Here is a 17,789-nt window from a genome sequence, read left to right on the forward strand (position 1 = left end):
AGGAGCCGAGTGGTGGGGCAAGAGCGTTTTGCTTACTTTTGCGCTGTTCAAAAGTGAGCCGCTGTAAGAGCGGAACCAATCTCAGCCATCACCAAAATAACGGATATTCACCCACCACCGGCCGTAATAAACCGCCGCGCCAAAAACCCATACAACAGATACCCAAACGCCAATACCAGCGTCGCACCAAACACCGCCTCCTCACCACACGCGTAAATCGCATACAGCGAATACCCCACGGCAATCAGCAACACCGTGGTATTGCGCGCATACACCACCGCCGCCACCCGCGCCTTGTGCATCATCACCAGCAGCCCAGTCAGCGCAGTGACGTAAGGAATCAAATTAGTCACCACCGCCAGGTTCACCAGCTTGCCGAACTGGGCGCTGGCGGTGGGCGAGATGGTCGACAAGGCAATCAGGCTCTGCAACGCCGCGCAGGCAATCAGCCCCAACACCGGCGCGTGGGCGCGGCTGACCCGGCTGAAGAAGCGCGGAAACAGACGCTGGTCCGCCGACATCTTGGCCGTTTGCGCCAGGGTGAATTGCCAGCCCAACAGCGAACCAATACACGCCACTACCGCCAGGGCCATGATGATATCGCCCACCAGCGGCGTGAAGATCTGCGCATACACCAGGGCAAACGGCGCGGAAGACTCGGCCAGTTCGGCGTTAGGCACGATGCCCTGGATCACGCTGGTGGACAGCACATACACCAGCGCCGCGCCGAGGGTGCCCAGCAGGCAGGCCAGCGGCACGGTGCGCTTGGGGTCTTCCACCGCGTCATAGCCCTGGGCCGCGGACTCCATGCCGAGGAACGCCCAGAGGGTCAGCGGGATACTCGCGCCAATCGCATCCCACAGTTGCAGTTGGTTGGGGTTCCAGGCATTGCTGAACACCTCGGCCTTGAAATAGAACCAGCCGATCACGCTCAAGCCCGCCACGGGAATGATCACGCCCCATACGGTGATCACGCCGATCCGCCCGGTCAGGCGCGGCCCGCCGAAGTTGGCCACGGTGGTCAGCCAGATCAGCCCGAGGGTGCCGATGAACAAGGGGATGGGGCCGCTGCCCAGCCACGGGATGAAGGACGACAGGTAGCCCACCGCCGAAATCGCAATCGCCACATTGGCGATGATCAGCGACAGGAAATACAGGAACGAACAGAGGAAGAACCCGGACTTGCCGTGGGCCTCTTCGGTGTAGGCCGACATGCCGCCGGTGCGGGTGCAGAAGAGGCCGCACTGGGCAAAACAGTACGCGATCGCCATCGAGCCCACGGCGGTGATCAGCCACGACAGCAGCGAAATCGCACCCAATTGCGCCATGCTGGCGGGCAGCATGATGATGCCCGAGCCCATCATGTTGATCGCCACCAGGGTGGTCAGGCCCATCAGGCTCATCTTTTTGCTTGGCTCGGCCATCGGCAACTCCTTGTCGTGGGGGCGTGCGATGGCAGGCTAGCACGTTGTGGTCAGCGTGCCTTCGGGCTCCGGTTTTCTCCGAGGATTCGCGCGGCATCGCGAGCCGGCGGCAGGCCGAACACCCGGGCGTAATCGCGGCTGAACTGAGTGGCGCTTTCATAGCCGACTTCGAAGGCGGCGCTGGTGACGTTCCTGGCGCCGCCCACCATCAGCGTGCGCGCCTGTAGCAGGCGCACGCGCTTCTGGTACTGCAACGGGCTCAGGTTGGTGACGGCCTTGAAGTGGCGGTGAAAGGCCGACACGCTCATTGCGGCTTTCTGTGCCAGGGCTTCGACCCGGATCGGTTCGGCGAAGTCTCGGCGGATCCACTGGATGGCCTGGCTCACCCGGGCCATGGCGGTGTCCGGCGCGGCGATTTCACGCAGCATCCAGCCGTGGGGGCCTTGCAATACGCGGTAGAGGATCTCGCGCTCGTATACCGGTGCGAGGGCTGTGATCGCCTCAGGGTTGCCCATCAGCCGCAGCATGCGCAGCCAGGCGTCCATCAGTTCGGGGGTGACGGCGGCCACGGAAAAACCCGCATCGTGGTCGTAGCGCCCGGCAGGTTTGGGCAAGTCGCTCAGTAGCGTCGCGAGTACCGTCGGGTCGAGGGTCAGGCTGACCGCCAGGTAGGGTTCGCCGGTCACCGCCGGGTGCACGGTGCCCACGGCGGGCAGTTCGATGGACATCACGAAATAGGTCGCCGGGTCGTATCGCAGCCTGCGATCACCCACCGTCATGGATTTGCTGCCCTGCAGGATCAGGTTGATCATCGGGTCGTACACCGCGGCCAGCATGTGCTCGGGAATCGCGCCCTGGACCATGGCCACTCGCGGGATGCCGGTTTCAGTGCGACGGTTTTCAGCCTTGGCGGCCAGGGTACGCAGTTCGATCAGTTGTGTGTTCATGCCGGGCATGCTGAGCGCCCAGGTGTGCCCTGTGCAAGCAAAAAGCAGAAACAGGCAGGTTTCGAGCAGGAACGGCTGCGTCGGCGCAGGCGCGCAAGCCTACTGTTGTGACTCATTTGAGCAAGCAGTGGAGCCACACATGGGCGTTATCCTTATCACCGGCGGCAGCCGTGGCATTGGTGCCAGCACTGCAGAGTTGTGTGCCCGGCAAGGCATGGGCGTGATCCTGACTTACAACAGCCATCCAGAGGCCGCACACGCCGTAGTGCAGAAGATTGAGGTTGCAGGCGGCAAGGCGGTCGCGCTGCCATTGGATGTGGCTGACGTCGGCGCCTTCGAGGGTTTTGCCGAGGCGGTAAAACGGGCGTTGTCGGCGACCTGGGGCGTAAGTGGCTTGAGTGGGCTGGTGAATAACGCCGGTTATGGACTGTTCAATCCCCTGGAATCGGTCACCGAGGCCCAGTTCGACGGCCTGCTGAATGTGCACCTCAAAGGGCCGTTTTTCCTGACTCAAACCCTGTTGCCGCTGCTGCAAGCCCACGCCTGCATCGTCAACCTCACCAGCGCGACAACTCGCGTCGCCACCGCTGGCGTAGCACCTTACGCAGCCTTCAAGGGCGCGCTGGATGTACTCACCCGTTACATGGCCAAGGAGTTTGGCGAGCGGCATATCCGTGCAAATGCCGTCTCTCCGGGAGCCATCCGTACCGAACTGGGCGGCGGGCTCAATGATGAGTTCGAAGCGCTGCTGGCTGCACAAACCGCCCTTGGTCGGGTTGGGGAGCCAGAGGACGTGGCGCGTGTGATCGCCATGTTGCTGTCTGACGAAGGCCGCTGGATCAATGCCCAGACGATCGAGGTCGCGGGCGGTTACCTCATCTGAAAAGCGAGGCTGAACTATGCTGGATCATCTGTTTTTGTCGGTCAGCGACATACAACGCTCGATTGATTTCTACCGTGCTGCACTTGCGCCGCTGGGCATCACCACGCGCCACGACTACGACGGCAAGGACGGTCCGCCGGGCCACCCGGACCTCAAGGGGTTCGGCGCGAACGGGCGGATCTTCTTCTGGTTGCGCGAGGGCGCGGTCGAGGGGAGGGCGGTGCATGTGGGGTTCGTCGCCGGCAGCCGGGTCGAGGTCGATGCGGCTTACCTGGCGGCGATGAACGCGGGCGCCGTCGACAATGGAGCCCCTGGGGCACGATTGCACTATGACCCGAACTACTACGCGGCCAACGTGCTGGACCCCGACGGCTACAGCCTGGAATTTGTCTACAAGAACTGGCAGCACATCTAGCGGTAGCCGTCGATGATCAGCCCGCGGCCTGCGGCTGCATCCGCAACTCACCTTCCACATCCTTGACCAACCCACTGGCCAGGAACAGCGGCGCCACGCGCTTGTGCAGCTGCGGCTCGACAAATTCCTTCACCGTGTCCAGCGCCAGCGCGCCGCTCAACGGCAGCTCGGCCTTGGTGTAAGACAACCAGGCTTTCTTCAGTATCAGCAGCACGTCGCTGCCGGCGGTGGAGGCGAAGCGGCGGTGGGTTTTTTTGCCGTCGAAATCGAAGGTGTGCTGAAACTCGTAACCGGCCTCGTTGCCTTCGCTGGCGACGCAGCGGATGCAGGTGCAGGGGCCATCGCCGAAGGCACTGCGCAGGTAGTTGTTGAAGTCCACCACGGGCTTGAGTGACAGGCGCTTATCCACCTCGAACAGGTCCCCGGTCATTTTTTCGTCAGTGTTCAAGGTCCATTTCCTCGCAGCGGTTTTTTCAAGGGCGGCACGATACCAGCCGAAGGGCGTGGGCGGGTAGTTTTTGGTCGCCTCAGTGGGGACGTCCATTCGCCAATGCCCTTGTTACAGTTTCCTTAAATCATCGCCCAAGGAAACCGACATGAGCAGCAAATCCACGATCTACAACCACGGCGTTTCATGGGAAGAGGGCAACAGCGTCAGCCAGGGCTACCGCGTCAATGGCACGATCTATATTGCCGGGCAGTTTTCTCACACCCTGGAAGGTGAGTTCGTTGACGGTGATGCCGCCGCCCAGACCCGCCAGACACTGGAGAACCTCGACCATGTGCTGGCCGGCTTCGGCGTTGGCCGCTCGAACATTGCCGCGGTGGATTTCTTCCTGGTGCATGCCAAGCGCGATTTTGAAGCGGTGGTCAATGTGTGGAAAGAATACATCGGTGAGCATCGCCCGGCCGCGACTCTGGTCGGCGTGAATTACCTGGCGTCCGATGCACAGATCGTCGAGATCAAGGTGATTGCCCACGCCGACTGATCAGTCCGCCAGCTCATCCACCATCAGGTCGATAAAGCGCCGTACCCTAGGCTCCAGGAAGCGTTTGCTCGGGTACATCGCCAGGATCTCCACGTCCCCGGCGTCCAGGTCGGGCAGCACCTGTGCCAGGCGTCCGGCGGCCAGGTCCTCGGCCACTACGAAGTCCGGCAGCAAGGCGATGCCCAGCCCGGACACGGCAGCGTCGCGCAGTGCTTCGCCGCTGTCCAGGCTCAGGCGGCTGCGCCCGTACGCCTTGACCCAGGTGCCGTCCGCTTCGCGAAAGCGCCAGCTTTGCTTGCGCGTGCGGCTGCTGAAATACAGGCAGTCGTGGTGGGCGAGGGCGTCCATGTCGCGGGGTATGCCGCGCTCGGCGAGATAGTCCGGTGCGGCGCACAGCAGCGCCTGATAACGAGCGACCACCCGGGACACCAACTGGCGGTCGGTGTTGGCGCTGCCGATGCGGATGGCCAGGTCGAAGCCGTCCTCGACGATATCGGCGGTGCGGTCGCTGAAGCTGACTTCCACCTGCACCTCGGGCCAGGCGCGCAGGTATTTCTTCAACAACGGCAGCAACACCTTGCGCCCGAACGCATCGGGCAGCGTAAGCCGCAATAAACCGCGCGGTACCCCGGTGGGCTGGCCGATGCGGCTTTGGGCGTTGTCCACTGCGGCGAGGATCTCCAGCCCCTGGTCATACAGCGCGCGGCCTTCGTCGGTGAGGCTCAAGGTGCGGGTGGTGCGGTTCAACAGGCGCACACCAAGGCTGTCCTCCAGGCGCGCCACCGCCTTGCCGGCCGCCGAGCGCGTCAGGCCCATCGCCTGGCCACCGGCGACGAAGCTGGCGCCATCGACCACCGCCATGAAGATCAGCATCTCGTTGAGGTTGGTGCGCAGCATGCAGAGTGGCTCCGGGGATGACATCAGGCACAGGCGCGCAATATAGCAGCGCCGGCGGGCAGTGTTTTTCGTATATCCATAGATCGCGATATTCTTTTTCGCACTGTACGTGGGCCGCTACGCTCGCAACCCTTCTCAACCTCGCGGCAGCGTTCTCATGATAATAAAACGACCCACCCTGACGCTCCTGGCAGCAGCCAGTGCGCTCCTCAGCCTTGGTGCACACGCCGAAGGCAAGATCAGCATCGCCCAGCAATTCGGCATCGGCTACTTGATCCTCGACGTGGTTCGTGACCAGAGCCTGATCGAGAAACACGGCAAGGAGCAGGGCCTGGACATCAAGGTGGAGTGGAACAGTATCTCCGGCGCCACCGCGATGAACGAGTCGCTGCTGGCCGGCGCGCTGGACGTGGTGTCGGCGGGTGTGCCGCCCATGCTCACGCTGTGGGACCGCACCAAGGGCAAGCAGAACGTCAAGGCCATCGCCTCGCTGGGCTCGATGCCCAACTACCTGCTGACCAATAACCCGGATGTGAAGACCCTCAAGGACTTCAGCGAAAAAGACCGCATCGCCGTACCGGCCGCCGGTGTGGGTTTTCAGTCGCGTACCTTGCAGATTGAAACCGCCAAGCAGTTCGGGAACGACAACTACAAGAAGTTCGACGATATCTCCATCAGCCTGGCGCATCCGGACGCCACTGCGGCGCTGATTGCTGGCGGTTCGGAGATCAACGCGCATTTTTCCAGCCCGCCGTTCCAGTACCAGGAGTTGTTGAATCCCAAGGTGCACAAAGTGCTGAGTTCCTACGACATTCTCGGCGGCCCGGCGACGTTCAACGTGCTGTACACCACCGAGAAATTCCACGACGAGAACCCCAAGACCTACAAGGCGTTCTATGACGCGTTGGCCGAGGCCGAGAAAATCATCAAGGCCGACAAGCCGGCAGCGGCCCAGGCTTACATTCGTGTAGAGCAGTCGAAGCTACCGCTGGCGCTGGTGGAGAAGATTGTCCAGGACCCGGAAATCGACTTCACCATCGTGCCGCAGCGTACCTATATCTATGCCGAGAAATTGCAGGAGTTGGGGGTGTTGAAGAACAAGGCGGGGAGCTGGAAGGATTACTTCTTTGAAGAGGCGCACGGCGGGAACGGCAGCTGACTCCATTCTGAATTGAAACGCACACAAAAATGTGGGAGCGGGCTTGCTCGCGAATGCGGTGGGTCAGTCGATACATGTGCTGGCTGAACCACCGCATTCGCGAGCAAGCCCGCTCCCACATTGGATCTGCGGTGTTTTCAGGTTCCCGCAAGGTTGTTCTTGATCCAGTCGTACAAGTGATTCCCCTCGCTCGACAACTCGCTGTTGGCCCGCCGGCACAGGTAGTACTGGCGGCCATCATCGACCTGTAGATCAAACAGCTTCACCAACTCCCCATTTGCCACATGCGGCGCCACCAGTGGCGCGCGCAGCAGTGAGCAGCCCAATCCGGTCAGCGTGGCCGTCAGCGCCAACTGACCATCCTCCAGCAGCAAACCATTCAACGCGGTCCCGTGATGCACGTCGGCGGCCTGGAACCATTGGCTCCAGGTGCCGCGCTCTTCGTCGTGCAACAGCGGTAATTCACTCAGCGCCTCAGGTGTGTCGATCGGCCCGTGTTGCTCCAGGAATGCGCGGCTGCAATACGGCGTCACCGCCCCGGAAATCAGCGGCTCGCTGTGGTACCCCGGCCAGTGCCCGGTGCCGAAGCGGATCGATAAATCGGCAGCGTCGCTGGGGTAGCTGCGGTGGTTGGCGTAGGTGACGTTGATGTCCAGCGCCGGGTGGTCCTTGAGGAACTGTGCCAGGCGCGGGATGAACAGGTTGATGCCGAACAGCGGGATCAGGCTGATGGTGACCTGGCGTGTGGCGCTTTTTTCCCGCACGTGTTCGGTGGCGCTGCGCAGTACGGCGAAGGCCGAGCGAATTGCGCGGTAGTACTCGCGGCCTTCTTCGGTGAGCACCAGGTTGCGGCCCTGGCGCAAGGTCAGCGGTTGCTGCAGAAAGCTTTCCAGCAGGTGCAATTGATGGCTGACGGCGGAGGGCGACACGTCCAGCTCGCGGGCGGCGGAATTCACTCCGCCGTGGCGGGCAAACGCTTCGAAGGTGCGCACGGCACGCAACGGCGGGTCATTGGCTAACTGTTCTAAATTATTCATGTGTTGAATTAAATACTAAGTGATATGGCAAATAAAGAGCCATAAATGCCGTATTTATGGCGGTTATAGCGCTTTATGCGTTTGGCATAACCATATGAATTTCTGATATTTGATAAAAACAGAATAGATGCTTAGTGTGCCGCCCTCGTCAGTAGTGAGGTCGATGGTTTCCATGGATGCGTTTATCCAGCAGCTGCTCAATGGTTTGATGACGGGCAGTCTCTACGCGCTAGTGGCCTTGGGTTACACCATGGTCTACGGCATTTTGCGGATCATCAACTTTGCCCATGGCGATGTGTTGATGATTGGCGCTTTGGTGGGCCTCTCGGTGATTCGCCTGTTGCAGGTGACATGGCCGGCGATGCCGCCGGTGCTGGTGCTGCTGGCAGCCACTGTGATTGCCATGGCGTTCTGCGCGGTACTCGCGGTGCTGATTGAGCGGGTCGCTTATCGGCGCCTGCGCAATGCGCCGCGCCTGGCGCCATTGATCAGCGGCATCGGGGTGTCGTTGTTGCTGCAAACCGTCGCCATGTTGGTGTGGACGCGTAACCCGCAGATGTTCCCGCAACTGCTGCCGCTGGAACCGATTGAAGTGCTCGCGGGCGCTTCGGCGCATCCGGCGATCACCAACGCTACCGCCCTGACCACCATTGCCGTCGCACTGTCGGTAATGGTCGCGCTGCTGGTGCTGGTGGAACGCACACGCTTTGGTCGGGCCATGCGCGCCGTGGCCGAGAACCCGCAGGTGGCGAGCCTGATGGGCATCAACCCGAATCGCATCATCGTGCTGACCTTTGCCATTGGCGGCGCCCTGGCGGCATTGGCCGGGATCATGATGGCGAGCAACTACGGCAGCGCGCATTTCTACATGGGTTTCCTGCCGGGCATCAAGGCGTTCACCGCAGCCGTATTGGGCGGCATCGGCAACCTCAAGGGCGCGATGCTTGGCGGCCTGCTGCTGGGGTTGATCGAGGCCCTGGGTACCGGCTACCTGGGCGCTGCCACCCAGGGTGTGTTCGGCAGCAATTACCAGGATGTGTTTGCCTTTATCGTGTTGATCGCGGTGCTGGTGTTTCGTCCTTCGGGGCTGCTGGGCGAACGACTGGCGACCCGCGCATGAACTTCCTGAATACTTCCAGCCAGCGTGCCAGCCTCGGCCTCGTGTTGTTCGCCGTGGCGCTGGTGCTGGCGCCTTGGATTGTCGGGCATGCCGGCGGCAATACCTGGGTGCGCACCCTCGATTTCGCCTTGCTGTACATCATGCTGGCCCTGGGCCTGAACATCGTCGTGGGCTACGCCGGGCTGCTGGACATGGGTTTTATCGCGTTTTACGCAGTGGGCGCGTACCTCGCCGCATTGCTGTCCTCGCCGCATCTGTTGCAGCAATTCCCGGCGCTGATGGCGCTGCTGCCGGCGGGCATGCACACCTCGATCTGGTTGATCCTGCCCTTGGCCGCGTTGCTGGCAGCGGGCTTTGGCGTGTTGTTGGGCGCACCGACCTTGCGCCTGCGCGGCGATTACCTGGCCATCGTGACCCTGGGCTTTGGTGAAATCATCCGCATATTGCTGCGCAACCTGGATCGCCCGGTGAACATCACCAACGGGCCCAAAGGTATTTCCCAGGTCGACCCGGTCAACCTGCTGGGGATCAACCTCGGGCGCACCCAGGAGCTGTTCGGCCTGCGCCTGCCTTCGGTCTATCTGTACTACTACCTGTTCGCCGCGCTGGTGGTGCTGATCCTGTTTGCCTGCATTCGCCTGGAGCGTTCGCGCATCGGGCGGGCCTGGGTGGCGATTCGTGAAGATGAGGAAGCGGCCCAGGCCATGGGCGTCAACACCTTGCGCTTGAAGCTGCTGGCGTTTGCCATCGGTGCCGGGTTTGGCGGCGTAAGCGGGGCGTTGTTCGCCTCGTTCCAGGGCTTTGTCTCGCCGGAGTCCTTCACTCTCAATGAGTCCATCGCGGTGCTGGCGATGGTGGTGCTCGGCGGCATGGGCCATATCCCCGGGGTGATTCTCGGCTGCGTATTGCTGGCGGCGTTGCCCGAAGCCTTGCGCGCGAGCATGGGCCCGTTGCAGCAGGCGCTGTTCGGACAGGTGCTGGTGGACCCGGAAATCATTCGTCAGTTGTTCTACGGGCTCGCGCTGATCCTGGCGATGCTCTATCGACCGGCAGGCCTGTGGCCAAAAGGAGTGGCGCGATGAATCAGCTGCTGTTGCAGATTGACCAGGTGAACAAGCGCTTCGGCGGCGTGGCGGCGCTGACCGACGTGAGCCTGAGCATCCAGCCTGGGGAGATCTATGGCTTGATCGGCCCCAATGGCGCCGGTAAAACCACCTTCTTCAACGTGATGACCGGCCTGTATACCCCGGATTCCGGGCGCTTCCAGCTCGACGGCGAGGACTACAAGCCGGCCAGCGTGCACCAGGTGGCCCAGGCCGGCATCGCCCGGACCTTCCAGAATATCCGCCTGTTCAACACCATGAGCGCGTTGGAAAACGTCATGGTCGGCCGCCATGTGCGCACCCGCAATGGCGTGTGGGCCGCCTTGAGTCGCCATCGTCGAGCCCGGGAAGAAGAAGCGCAAACCCGCGCCCATGCCCATCGCCTGTTGGCGTATGTCGGGCTGGCGGGGTTCGCCAATTACCGCGCCGACAGCCTGTCCTACGGCCATCAACGCCGCCTGGAAATCGCCCGCGCCCTGGCCACTGAACCACGTTTGCTGGCCCTCGACGAGCCGGCCGCCGGGATGAACGCTGCCGAGAAAGTACAACTGCGCGGCCTGCTGGAAAAGATCCGCGACGACGGCCACACGCTGCTGCTGATCGAGCATGACGTGAAGCTGGTGATGGGGGTGTGCGACCGCATCAGCGTGCTCGATTACGGCCAGGTGATCGCGGTGGGCGCGCCCGCCGAAGTGCGCCGCGACCCGGCGGTGATCCAGGCCTATCTGGGAGCCAGCGCCCATGTCTGAACCTTTATTGAAAGTCGACGGCTTGCAGGTGCGCTACGGCGCCATCGAAGCGGTCAAGTCCCTGGATTTACACATCGGCGAAGGCGAGCGAGTGACGTTGATCGGTGCCAACGGTGCCGGCAAGACCTCCAGCCTCAAGGCCCTGACCGGATTGCTGCCGGCAGCGGCGGGGCAGATTCACTTCGCCGGGCGTTCGATCCTCGGCCAGGCGCCGGACCAATTGCTGCGCCAGGGCATTGCGATGGTACCGGAAGGACGCGGGATCTTTGCGCGCATGAGCGTCCTGGAAAACCTCCAGGCCGGGGCCTTCCTGCGTCGTGACACCGAGCAGGTGAACCGCGAGATCCGCCAGTTGTTCGAGCACTTCCCGCGTCTGGAGGAGCGCCTGCAGCAGTCCGCCGGCCTGCTCTCCGGTGGCGAGCAACAGATGCTCGCGCTGGCCCGGGCGCTGCTCTCCAAGCCGCGCTTGCTGGTGCTGGACGAACCGTCCATGGGCCTGGCGCCGATCATGGTGGAAAAGATCTTCCAGGTGATCGACGACGTGTGCCGCCAGGGCATGACCCTGCTGCTGGTAGAGCAGAACGCCCGGCTCGCGCTGCAGGTCACCGACCGTGCCTATGTGATGGACACCGGGCGCATCAGCCTCACTGGCCCGTCCCATGAATTGCTCGACCACCCCGAGGTGCGCAGTGCCTACCTCGGTGAATGAATTAACCCTGACGCTACCGGACGCCCGGCGTGTTCCGACCAGCCCGTAAAGAAACAGGAACCACTGATGAAGACTTTCAAGCACACCCTAGTGATCGGCCTGGCCCTGAGCAGCCTGGCGAGTGCCATGGCCCAGGCCGACCAGACCGTATTGATCGGCCTGGCCGGGCCGTTGACCGGCCCGTCGGCGCGGATCGGCAAGGACCTGGAAAACGGCGCGCAACTGGCCATCGACGCGGCCAACGCCAAGCACCCGAAAATCAACGGTGAGGCGGTGACCTTCAAGCTGCTGTCCGAGGACGACCAGTCCGACCCGCGCACCGCCGTCACCGTGGCCCAGCGCCTGGTGGACGAAGGCGTGGTGGGCGTGGTGGGCCACTGGAACACCGGCACCAGCATTCCGGCGGCGCGGGTTTATCACGATGCAGGTATCGCGCAAGTCGCCCCGGTTGCTACCGGGCACGCGTATACCCAGCAGGGCTTCGACACCAGCTTCCGGATCATGGGCCATGACGACGATGGCGGCCAGGTGGCCGGCGACTATGCTTTGAACACCCTCAAGGCCCGGCGCATTGCGGTGATCGACGACCGCACCGCATTCGGCCAGGGCCTGGCGGACCAGTTCGTCAAATCCATCGAGGCCGGTGGCGCCAAGGTGGTGTCTCGTGAATACGTCGACGACAAGACCATCGATTTCAGCGCAGTGCTGACCAATATCCGCAGCCAGAACCCGGACCTGATTTTCTTTGGTGGCGTCGATTCCCAGGCCGCGCCTTTGGCCAGGCGTATCAAGCAACTGGGGATCAAGGCACCGCTGATGGGGGCTGGTGGGTTTGTCAGCCAGACCTTCCTGCAACTGGCGCAGAACGAAGGCGAGGGCGTGATTGCCCTGGAGCCGGGCCTGGCGGTGGCGCAGATGCCGGGTGGCAAGGCGTTCGAGCAGGCTTACAAGGATCGCTACAAGGCGCCGATCGAACTGCACGCGCCGTTTGCCTATGACGGTGTCGGGGTGTTGGTGGCGGCGATCGAGAAGGCCGACTCGGTGGACCCGCAAAAGTACCTGCCGGTGCTGCGCGCCATCAGCTATCAGGGCGTGACCGGGACCATTGCGTTTGATACCGAGGGCAATTTGAAGAAGCCGTCGTTCACCGTGTATGAGGTCAAAAGTAATCAGTGGCAGCCAGTCAGTGTGGCGGGCGGCAAGTAACAACCCACCCCTGTAGGAGCGAGCTTGCTCGCGAAAAATGTACAGTCAACGCAGCGATGCGCCTGGAATATCTTCGCGAGCAAGCTCGCTCCTACAGGTTTACGGAGGCACACAATGAGCAAGCTGGAAGGTGAACTGGGCATCCTGGCCCGGCGGCGGATCGAAGCCGAAATCATCAAGCCGATCTACGAGATCCTGGTGCGCGAGCAGGGCAAGGCCTTTGCGGCGGCGGTGATCGGCGAGGCGGTGGGCAATGCGGCGATCCAGGCCGGCAAGCACTTTGCCGAGCTGGAAGAGCAGGGCGCCGACCTCAAGAGCTTCGTCGAGCTGCAAGTGCTCTGGGAAAAGGACGATGCGCTGAAGGTCGAGATCATCGCCAGCGACGCCGAGCACTACGACTATGACGTGAAGCGCTGCCGCTATGCCGAGATGTATCACGAGATGGGCCTGGGCGAGATCGGTCACTTGCTGTCCTGCAACCGCGACGAACTGTTTATCGTCGGCTACAACCCGGACATCAAGCTGACCCGCACCCAGACCATCATGGGCGGTGCCCATCACTGTGACTTCCGCTACCGGGCCAAACCCCAGGAGCCGCGTTCATGAACGACTTGGCGCGGGTCAATGGCGAGCGCCTGTGGGGCTCGCTGATGGAAATGGCGCAGATCGGCGGCACCGAAAAGGGCGGGGTCTCGCGCCTGGCCCTCACGGATGAGGACCGCCGCGGTCGCGACCTGTTTGTGCAATGGTGCGAGGCGGCCGGTTGCAGCATTCGGGTGGATGCCATGGGCAATATCTTTGCCCGTCGCGCCGGGCGCCAGAATCACCTGGCCCCGGTGCTGACCGGTTCCCATGGCGATTCCCAGCCGGCGGGCGGCAAGTACGATGGTATCTACGGCGTGCTGGCCGGGCTGGAGGTGGTGCGCACCTTGAATGACCTGGGGATTGAAACCGAGCGGCCAATCGAAGTGGTGAACTGGACCAACGAAGAAGGCTCGCGGTTTGCGCCGGCGATGATTTCCTCGGGGGTGTATGCCGGGGTGTTTGACCTGGAGTACGGCCTGTCCCGGGAAGACAAGGCCGGGATCACCATCGGCCAGGCGTTGCAGCAGATTGGCTATGCCGGTGCGCATCCGGTGGGTGGCCAGGCGGTGCATGCGGCGTTTGAGTTGCATATCGAACAGGGGCCGATTCTTGAGGCACAGGGCCTGACCATCGGTGTGGTCACCGGCGCCCAGGGCCAGCGCTGGTATGAAGTGGAACTGAGCGGGCGCAGTGCTCATGCCGGGACGACGCCGATGGATCACCGGCTCGATGCATTGCTCGGATTTGCCCGGGTGGTGGAGGCAGTCAATCAGATCGGCCTGGAACAGGGCGCCGAAGGGCGGGCGACGGTGGGCATGGCGAATATCTTCCCCAATTCACGCAACGTGGTGCCGGGGCGGGTGTTTTTCAGTGTGGAGTTTCGGCATCCGGATGAAGCGGTGCTGGGGTATCAGGATCGGCAGTTGCAGGCGGCGGTGGCGCGGATCGCCGAGGGGATTGGTTTGCAGCACAGCGTGAAGCAGATTTTCCAGTACGCGCCGATTGCCTTCGACCCTGAGTGTGTGGAGGTGGTGCGGGCTTCGGCGCAAGCGTTGGGGTATAGCCATCGCGACATGATTTCCGGGGCCGGGCATGATGCCTGCTACCTGAACCGGGTGGCGCCGACGGCGATGATTTTTGTGCCGTGTGTGGATGGGCTGAGCCATAACGAGGCGGAGGAGATTCATCCGCAGTGGTCGACGGCGGGGGCGGATGTGTTGTTGCAGGCGGTGTTGGCCAAGGCGCAACGCTAACGGGATCAACGCGGGACAAAATGTGGGAGCGGGCTTGCTCGCGAATGCGGTGGGTCAGTCAATACATGTGCTGGCTGAACCACCGCATTCGCGAGCAAGCCCGCTCCCACGGGGGCCCTGTTCTCTTTTTGAGGTCTTTGTTGTCTGATGATCAGAGGAAGAACTCACCGGGTGTGGCGTCGAACTGCTGGCGGAAGGCGTTGATGAAGGCCGAGGTGGATTCGTAGCCGCAGGCCAGCGCCACATCGGTCACGCGTTCGCCTTGTTCCAGGGCGGGCAGGGCGCTCAACAATCGCAGGCGCTGGCGCCACGCACGGAAGGTCAGGCCGGTGTCGCTCAGGAACAGCCGGCTGAGGGTTTTCTCGCTGACCGCCAGTTTCTGGCTCCACTGCCCCAGGGTGGTTTGCTGCTCCGGGTGCAGGTTCAGGCTGCGGTAAATCTGCCGCAAGCGGCTGTCGGCGGGCAGCGGCAACATCAGGTCGACCTGGGGCGCGGCGGCCAGTTGGTCCAGCACCACTTGGGCCAGCCGTCCATCCGGGCCATCCTCGGCGTATTCCACCGGCAATTCGCTGAAGCTGCGAATCAACTCGCGCAACAGGCTGCTCACCGCCAGCACCTGGCAGCGGTCAGCCGCCCAGGCGGTGACGCTGCAATCGAGGTACAGGCTGCGCATCTCGGTATGGGGCGAACTGAACACCCGGTGTGGCATGCCGGCCGGTATCCACACGGCTCGCTGGGGTGGCGCGACGAAGCGTCCTACGCCGGTCTGGATCTCCAGCACCCCGGATATTGCGTAGGACAACTGCACCCACGGGTGACTATGGCGGCGGGTCAGCGCGCGGTTGGGCAGGGATTCGGTGCGGCCATACACCGGCCTGGGCAGGCTGGAAAGCCCGGGCACGCTGCGGCGCACGGTTTTGTCATGTCCTTTTGGCGGCATTTACTGGCTCATTGGCGTTAGTCGGTAACAAGCCGTTACGTTAGAGTCGCGACGATGCTCTTGGCAACCCCTGGAAGATTGGCCTATGACCCGCCCACGCTTTTTACCTGACAACTTCACCCTGACCCTGGTGGCCACGGTGATCCTCGCGTCCCTGCTGCCCGCCAGTGGCCAGACCGCCGTGGCCTTTGGCTGGGTGACCAACCTGGCCATCGCGCTGCTGTTTTTCCTGCACGGCGCGAAACTGTCGCGCCAGGCCATTGTTGCCGGTGCGGGTCATTGGCGCCTGCACCTGCTGGTGTTCAGCCTGACCTTCGTGCTGTTTCCGTTGCTGGGCCTGGCGCTCAAGCCGGTGTTGTCGCCGCTGATCGGTAAAGACCTGTACATGGGCATGCTCTATTTGTGTGCGTTGCCCGCCACCGTGCAGTCGGCGATTGCCTTTACCTCGCTGGCCCGGGGCAATATCCCGGCGGCGATTTGCAGCGCGGCGGCGTCGAGCCTGTTCGGGATCTTCCTGACGCCATTGCTGGTGACGTTGCTGCTGAATGTGCATGGCGATGGCGGCTCCACCGTCGATGCGATCCTGAAAATCAGTGTTCAATTGTTGCTACCGTTCATCGCCGGGCAAATCGCCCGTCGCTGGATCGGCGAGTGGGTAGGGCGTAACAAATCCTGGCTGAAGTTCGTCGACCAGGGCTCGATTTTGCTGGTGGTCTACGGCGCCTTCAGCGAAGCGGTCAACGAGGGCATCTGGCACCAGATTCCGTTGTGGGAACTGGGTGGCCTGGTGGTGGCGTGCTGTGTGTTGCTGGCGCTGGTGCTGGTGGCGTCCACGGTGCTGGGCAGGGCTTTTGGCTTCAGCCAGGAAGACCGGATCACCATTCTGTTCTGCGGCTCGAAGAAAAGCCTGGCCACCGGTGTGCCGATGGCCCAGGTGTTGTTTGCCGGGGCGAGCATGGGGGTGCTGATCTTGCCGCTGATGCTGTTTCACCAGATCCAGTTGATGGTCTGCGCGGCGCTGGCCCAGCGCTATGCCAAGCGTCCTGAGTCGATTCCCGAGCTGATGGGGCAAGTCGATCCCTGAATCGTCGTGTTACTATTTTTTGCGCGCGGCTCAAGGCCCGGCATCGGGCCGGCTTGATCTGCGCGCAAACGAGTACGACGACCTGTCAATGAGCATTTCCGCCGCAACACCTCAAGCCAACTGGCAACCGGTCTTCGCTCTCGCGTTGGCCGCTTTCGTTTTCAATACCACCGAATTTGTACCGGTCGGCCTGCTGAGTGCCATCGGCGCGAGCTTCGACATGCCCATCGCCAGCGTCGGCCTGATGCTGACCATCTATGCCTGGATCGTGTCCCTGACCTCGCTGCCGGTGATGCTGCTGACCCGTAACGTCGAGCGGCGCAAGCTGCTGATCGTGCTGTTCGGCATGTTTATCGCCAGCCATATCCTGTCCAGCGTGGCCACCAGCTTTGGCATCCTGATGCTCAGCCGGGTCGGCATTGCCCTGTCCCATGCGTTGTTCTGGTCGATTACTGCCTCCCTCGCGGTGCGTTTGGCGCCGGAGGGCAAGCAGGTGCAGGCCCTTGGGTTGCTGGCTACCGGTACTTCCCTGGCGATGGTTCTGGGTATCCCGCTCGGCCGCTTGCTGGGCGAAGCCATGGGCTGGCGCACCACCTTCCTGGTGATCGGCGCGTTTGCCGCCGGGCTGGTGTTCTGGCTGGCGCGCACCTTGCCGCTGCTGCCGAGCCAGAACTCCGGTTCGCTGCGCAGCTTGCCGCTGTTGTTCAAGCGCCCGGCGCTGGTGGCGTTGTATGTGCTGACGGCGATGGTGGTGACGGCGCAGTTCACTGCCTACAGTTATGTTGAGCCGTTTGTTGAAGGTGTTGCCGGTATGAGTGGCAATACGGTGACCCTGATCCTGCTGGTGTTTGGCGGCGCGGGAATTATTGGTTCGTTGTTGTTCAGCCTGGTGCATCGCTTTAGCCCCCATCGTTTCCTGATCAGCGCGGTGACCATACTGGCGCTGTGCCTGGCGTTGTTGCTGCCGTTGAGTGGCGAGGTGTCGTACCTGGTGACCCTGAGTGTGTTCTGGGGCATGGCCATCATGGGTTTTGGCCTGGCGTTGCAATCGAAGGTGCTGGTGCTGGCGCCGGATGCCACGGATGTGGCGATGGCGATGTTTTCCGGGATCTACAACATCGGTATTGGCGGTGGGGCGTTGATGGGCAGTTGGGTGGGCAGCCACTTTGGTTTTGCCTGGATCGGCGCGGCGGGCGGGTTGCTGGCAGCGGTGGCGTTGATTGGGTATTGCCTGGCGATTTATCGGTTTGGGCAGGGTGTGGCGCGTAGCCCTCTGTAGGAGGTAATTT

19 protein-coding genes are annotated in these 17,789 nt (G+C 62.5%); 13 read left to right on the forward strand and 6 right to left on the reverse strand.

Features of this window, described 5'->3' with window-relative positions:
- Window positions 1-107: 107 nt before the first annotated feature.
- Window positions 108-1,424, reverse strand: coding sequence for a putrescine-ornithine antiporter (potE, locus tag A462_RS10520; protein ID WP_008436904.1), 1,317 nt, complete (start codon window positions 1,422-1,424; stop codon window positions 108-110).
- Between the two features lie 50 nt (window positions 1,425-1,474).
- On the reverse strand, window positions 1,475-2,371 hold the full coding sequence (locus A462_RS10515) for an AraC family transcriptional regulator (RefSeq protein WP_008436905.1): 897 nt from the start codon (window positions 2,369-2,371) through the stop codon (window positions 1,475-1,477).
- 139 nt (window positions 2,372-2,510) lie between these two features.
- Here A462_RS10515 and A462_RS10510 point away from each other — a divergent pair, with 139 nt between their 5' ends.
- A complete protein-coding gene (locus tag A462_RS10510) occupies window positions 2,511-3,254 on the forward strand; it encodes an SDR family NAD(P)-dependent oxidoreductase (RefSeq protein WP_008436906.1) in 744 nt (247 codons plus the stop codon).
- 16 nt (window positions 3,255-3,270) lie between these two features.
- Window positions 3,271-3,669 carry a VOC family protein gene (locus tag A462_RS10505; RefSeq protein ID WP_008436907.1) on the forward strand — a complete coding sequence of 133 codons (399 nt, stop codon included), beginning with the start codon at window positions 3,271-3,273 and terminating at the stop codon, window positions 3,667-3,669.
- Window positions 3,670-3,685: 16 nt separating this feature from the next.
- Here A462_RS10505 and A462_RS10500 read toward each other — a convergent pair whose 3' ends face one another.
- Complete coding sequence (locus A462_RS10500; RefSeq protein ID WP_032899607.1) at window positions 3,686-4,117, reverse strand: hypothetical protein; 432 nt, start codon at window positions 4,115-4,117, stop codon at window positions 3,686-3,688.
- A 148-nt stretch (window positions 4,118-4,265) separates the two neighbouring features.
- Here A462_RS10500 and A462_RS10495 point away from each other — a divergent pair, with 148 nt between their 5' ends.
- Window positions 4,266-4,658 (forward strand): RidA family protein, encoded by a 393-nt coding sequence (locus tag A462_RS10495; protein WP_008436909.1) that lies wholly within the window; start codon window positions 4,266-4,268, stop codon window positions 4,656-4,658.
- Here the strand turns inward: A462_RS10495 and A462_RS10490 are convergent, their stop codons facing one another.
- Window positions 4,659-5,555, reverse strand: a complete 897-nt coding sequence (locus tag A462_RS10490) for a LysR family transcriptional regulator (RefSeq protein WP_008436925.1) — start codon at window positions 5,553-5,555, stop codon at window positions 4,659-4,661.
- A 157-nt stretch (window positions 5,556-5,712) separates the two neighbouring features.
- Between A462_RS10490 and A462_RS10485 the strand changes: the two genes are divergently transcribed.
- Window positions 5,713-6,714 carry an ABC transporter substrate-binding protein gene (locus A462_RS10485; protein ID WP_008436927.1) on the forward strand — a complete coding sequence of 334 codons (1,002 nt, stop codon included), beginning with the start codon at window positions 5,713-5,715 and terminating at the stop codon, window positions 6,712-6,714.
- 137 nt (window positions 6,715-6,851) lie between these two features.
- On the opposite strand, the gene A462_RS10480 is transcribed toward A462_RS10485, so the two are convergent.
- On the reverse strand, window positions 6,852-7,751 hold the full coding sequence (locus A462_RS10480) for a LysR substrate-binding domain-containing protein (protein WP_003207960.1): 900 nt from the start codon (window positions 7,749-7,751) through the stop codon (window positions 6,852-6,854).
- Between the two features lie 172 nt (window positions 7,752-7,923).
- On the opposite strand from A462_RS10480, the gene A462_RS10475 reads away from it, so the two are divergent.
- The 7 genes from A462_RS10475 to A462_RS10445 all read left to right on the forward strand — a co-directional run bounded on the left by A462_RS10475 (window position 7,924) and on the right by A462_RS10445 (window position 14,476).
- Window positions 7,924-8,871 (forward strand): branched-chain amino acid ABC transporter permease, encoded by a 948-nt coding sequence (locus A462_RS10475; RefSeq protein WP_008436930.1) that lies wholly within the window; start codon window positions 7,924-7,926, stop codon window positions 8,869-8,871.
- Window positions 8,868-9,953, forward strand: a complete 1,086-nt coding sequence (locus A462_RS10470; RefSeq protein WP_008436932.1) for an ABC transporter permease subunit — start codon at window positions 8,868-8,870, stop codon at window positions 9,951-9,953. Before A462_RS10475 ends, A462_RS10470 begins: the two co-directional genes overlap by 4 nt.
- The gene (locus A462_RS10465; protein ID WP_008436934.1) at window positions 9,950-10,723 is read left to right on the forward strand and encodes an ABC transporter ATP-binding protein; all 774 of its coding nucleotides are present in this window, start codon (window positions 9,950-9,952) and stop codon (window positions 10,721-10,723) included. The genes A462_RS10470 and A462_RS10465 overlap by 4 nt, the downstream gene beginning before the upstream one ends.
- On the forward strand, window positions 10,716-11,432 hold the full coding sequence (locus tag A462_RS10460; RefSeq protein ID WP_008436935.1) for an ABC transporter ATP-binding protein: 717 nt from the start codon (window positions 10,716-10,718) through the stop codon (window positions 11,430-11,432). The genes A462_RS10465 and A462_RS10460 overlap by 8 nt, the downstream gene beginning before the upstream one ends.
- A gap of 66 nt (window positions 11,433-11,498) precedes the next feature.
- The gene (locus A462_RS10455) at window positions 11,499-12,638 is read left to right on the forward strand and encodes a branched-chain amino acid ABC transporter substrate-binding protein (RefSeq protein WP_008436936.1); all 1,140 of its coding nucleotides are present in this window, start codon (window positions 11,499-11,501) and stop codon (window positions 12,636-12,638) included.
- 114 nt (window positions 12,639-12,752) lie between these two features.
- Window positions 12,753-13,244, forward strand: coding sequence for an L-2-amino-thiazoline-4-carboxylic acid hydrolase (locus A462_RS10450; protein ID WP_003207973.1), 492 nt, complete (start codon window positions 12,753-12,755; stop codon window positions 13,242-13,244).
- Complete coding sequence (locus A462_RS10445) at window positions 13,241-14,476, forward strand: Zn-dependent hydrolase (RefSeq protein ID WP_008436937.1); 1,236 nt, start codon at window positions 13,241-13,243, stop codon at window positions 14,474-14,476. Before A462_RS10450 ends, A462_RS10445 begins: the two co-directional genes overlap by 4 nt.
- A gap of 151 nt (window positions 14,477-14,627) precedes the next feature.
- On the opposite strand, the gene A462_RS10440 is transcribed toward A462_RS10445, so the two are convergent.
- The gene (locus A462_RS10440; RefSeq protein WP_008436938.1) at window positions 14,628-15,416 is read right to left on the reverse strand and encodes an AraC family transcriptional regulator; all 789 of its coding nucleotides are present in this window, start codon (window positions 15,414-15,416) and stop codon (window positions 14,628-14,630) included.
- An 85-nt stretch (window positions 15,417-15,501) separates the two neighbouring features.
- Between A462_RS10440 and A462_RS10435 the strand changes: the two genes are divergently transcribed.
- Together A462_RS10435 and A462_RS10430 are read left to right on the forward strand one after the other, a co-directional pair.
- Window positions 15,502-16,500: a bile acid:sodium symporter family protein gene (locus tag A462_RS10435; RefSeq protein WP_008436939.1), complete on the forward strand. Its 999-nt coding sequence runs from the start codon at window positions 15,502-15,504 to the stop codon at window positions 16,498-16,500.
- A gap of 88 nt (window positions 16,501-16,588) precedes the next feature.
- Window positions 16,589-17,779: a sugar transporter gene (locus A462_RS10430; protein ID WP_008436945.1), complete on the forward strand. Its 1,191-nt coding sequence runs from the start codon at window positions 16,589-16,591 to the stop codon at window positions 17,777-17,779.
- Window positions 17,780-17,789: the final 10 nt, after the last annotated feature.

This window comes from Pseudomonas sp. Ag1 (assembly GCF_000278565.1).
Taxonomy (GTDB): domain Bacteria; phylum Pseudomonadota; class Gammaproteobacteria; order Pseudomonadales; family Pseudomonadaceae; genus Aquipseudomonas.

Coding starts and splice junctions, on each gene's coding strand:
- A462_RS10460 (WP_008436935.1), top strand. CDS start 10,716: ATGTCTGAACCTTTATTGAAAGTCGACGGCTTGCAGGTGCGCTACGGC.
- A462_RS10480 (WP_003207960.1), bottom strand. CDS start 7,751: ATGAATAATTTAGAACAGTTAGCCAATGACCCGCCGTTGCGTGCCGTG.
- A462_RS10470 (WP_008436932.1), top strand. CDS start 8,868: ATGAACTTCCTGAATACTTCCAGCCAGCGTGCCAGCCTCGGCCTCGTG.
- A462_RS10495 (WP_008436909.1), top strand. CDS start 4,266: ATGAGCAGCAAATCCACGATCTACAACCACGGCGTTTCATGGGAAGAG.
- A462_RS10475 (WP_008436930.1), top strand. CDS start 7,924: ATGGATGCGTTTATCCAGCAGCTGCTCAATGGTTTGATGACGGGCAGT.
- A462_RS10490 (WP_008436925.1), bottom strand. CDS start 5,555: ATGCTGCGCACCAACCTCAACGAGATGCTGATCTTCATGGCGGTGGTC.
- A462_RS10440 (WP_008436938.1), bottom strand. CDS start 15,416: ATGCCGCCAAAAGGACATGACAAAACCGTGCGCCGCAGCGTGCCCGGG.
- A462_RS10515 (WP_008436905.1), bottom strand. CDS start 2,371: ATGAACACACAACTGATCGAACTGCGTACCCTGGCCGCCAAGGCTGAA.
- A462_RS10430 (WP_008436945.1), top strand. CDS start 16,589: ATGAGCATTTCCGCCGCAACACCTCAAGCCAACTGGCAACCGGTCTTC.
- A462_RS10465 (WP_008436934.1), top strand. CDS start 9,950: ATGAATCAGCTGCTGTTGCAGATTGACCAGGTGAACAAGCGCTTCGGC.
- A462_RS10485 (WP_008436927.1), top strand. CDS start 5,713: ATGATAATAAAACGACCCACCCTGACGCTCCTGGCAGCAGCCAGTGCG.
- A462_RS10450 (WP_003207973.1), top strand. CDS start 12,753: ATGAGCAAGCTGGAAGGTGAACTGGGCATCCTGGCCCGGCGGCGGATC.
- A462_RS10510 (WP_008436906.1), top strand. CDS start 2,511: ATGGGCGTTATCCTTATCACCGGCGGCAGCCGTGGCATTGGTGCCAGC.
- A462_RS10445 (WP_008436937.1), top strand. CDS start 13,241: ATGAACGACTTGGCGCGGGTCAATGGCGAGCGCCTGTGGGGCTCGCTG.
- A462_RS10505 (WP_008436907.1), top strand. CDS start 3,271: ATGCTGGATCATCTGTTTTTGTCGGTCAGCGACATACAACGCTCGATT.
- A462_RS10435 (WP_008436939.1), top strand. CDS start 15,502: ATGACCCGCCCACGCTTTTTACCTGACAACTTCACCCTGACCCTGGTG.
- A462_RS10455 (WP_008436936.1), top strand. CDS start 11,499: ATGAAGACTTTCAAGCACACCCTAGTGATCGGCCTGGCCCTGAGCAGC.
- potE (WP_008436904.1), bottom strand. CDS start 1,424: ATGGCCGAGCCAAGCAAAAAGATGAGCCTGATGGGCCTGACCACCCTG.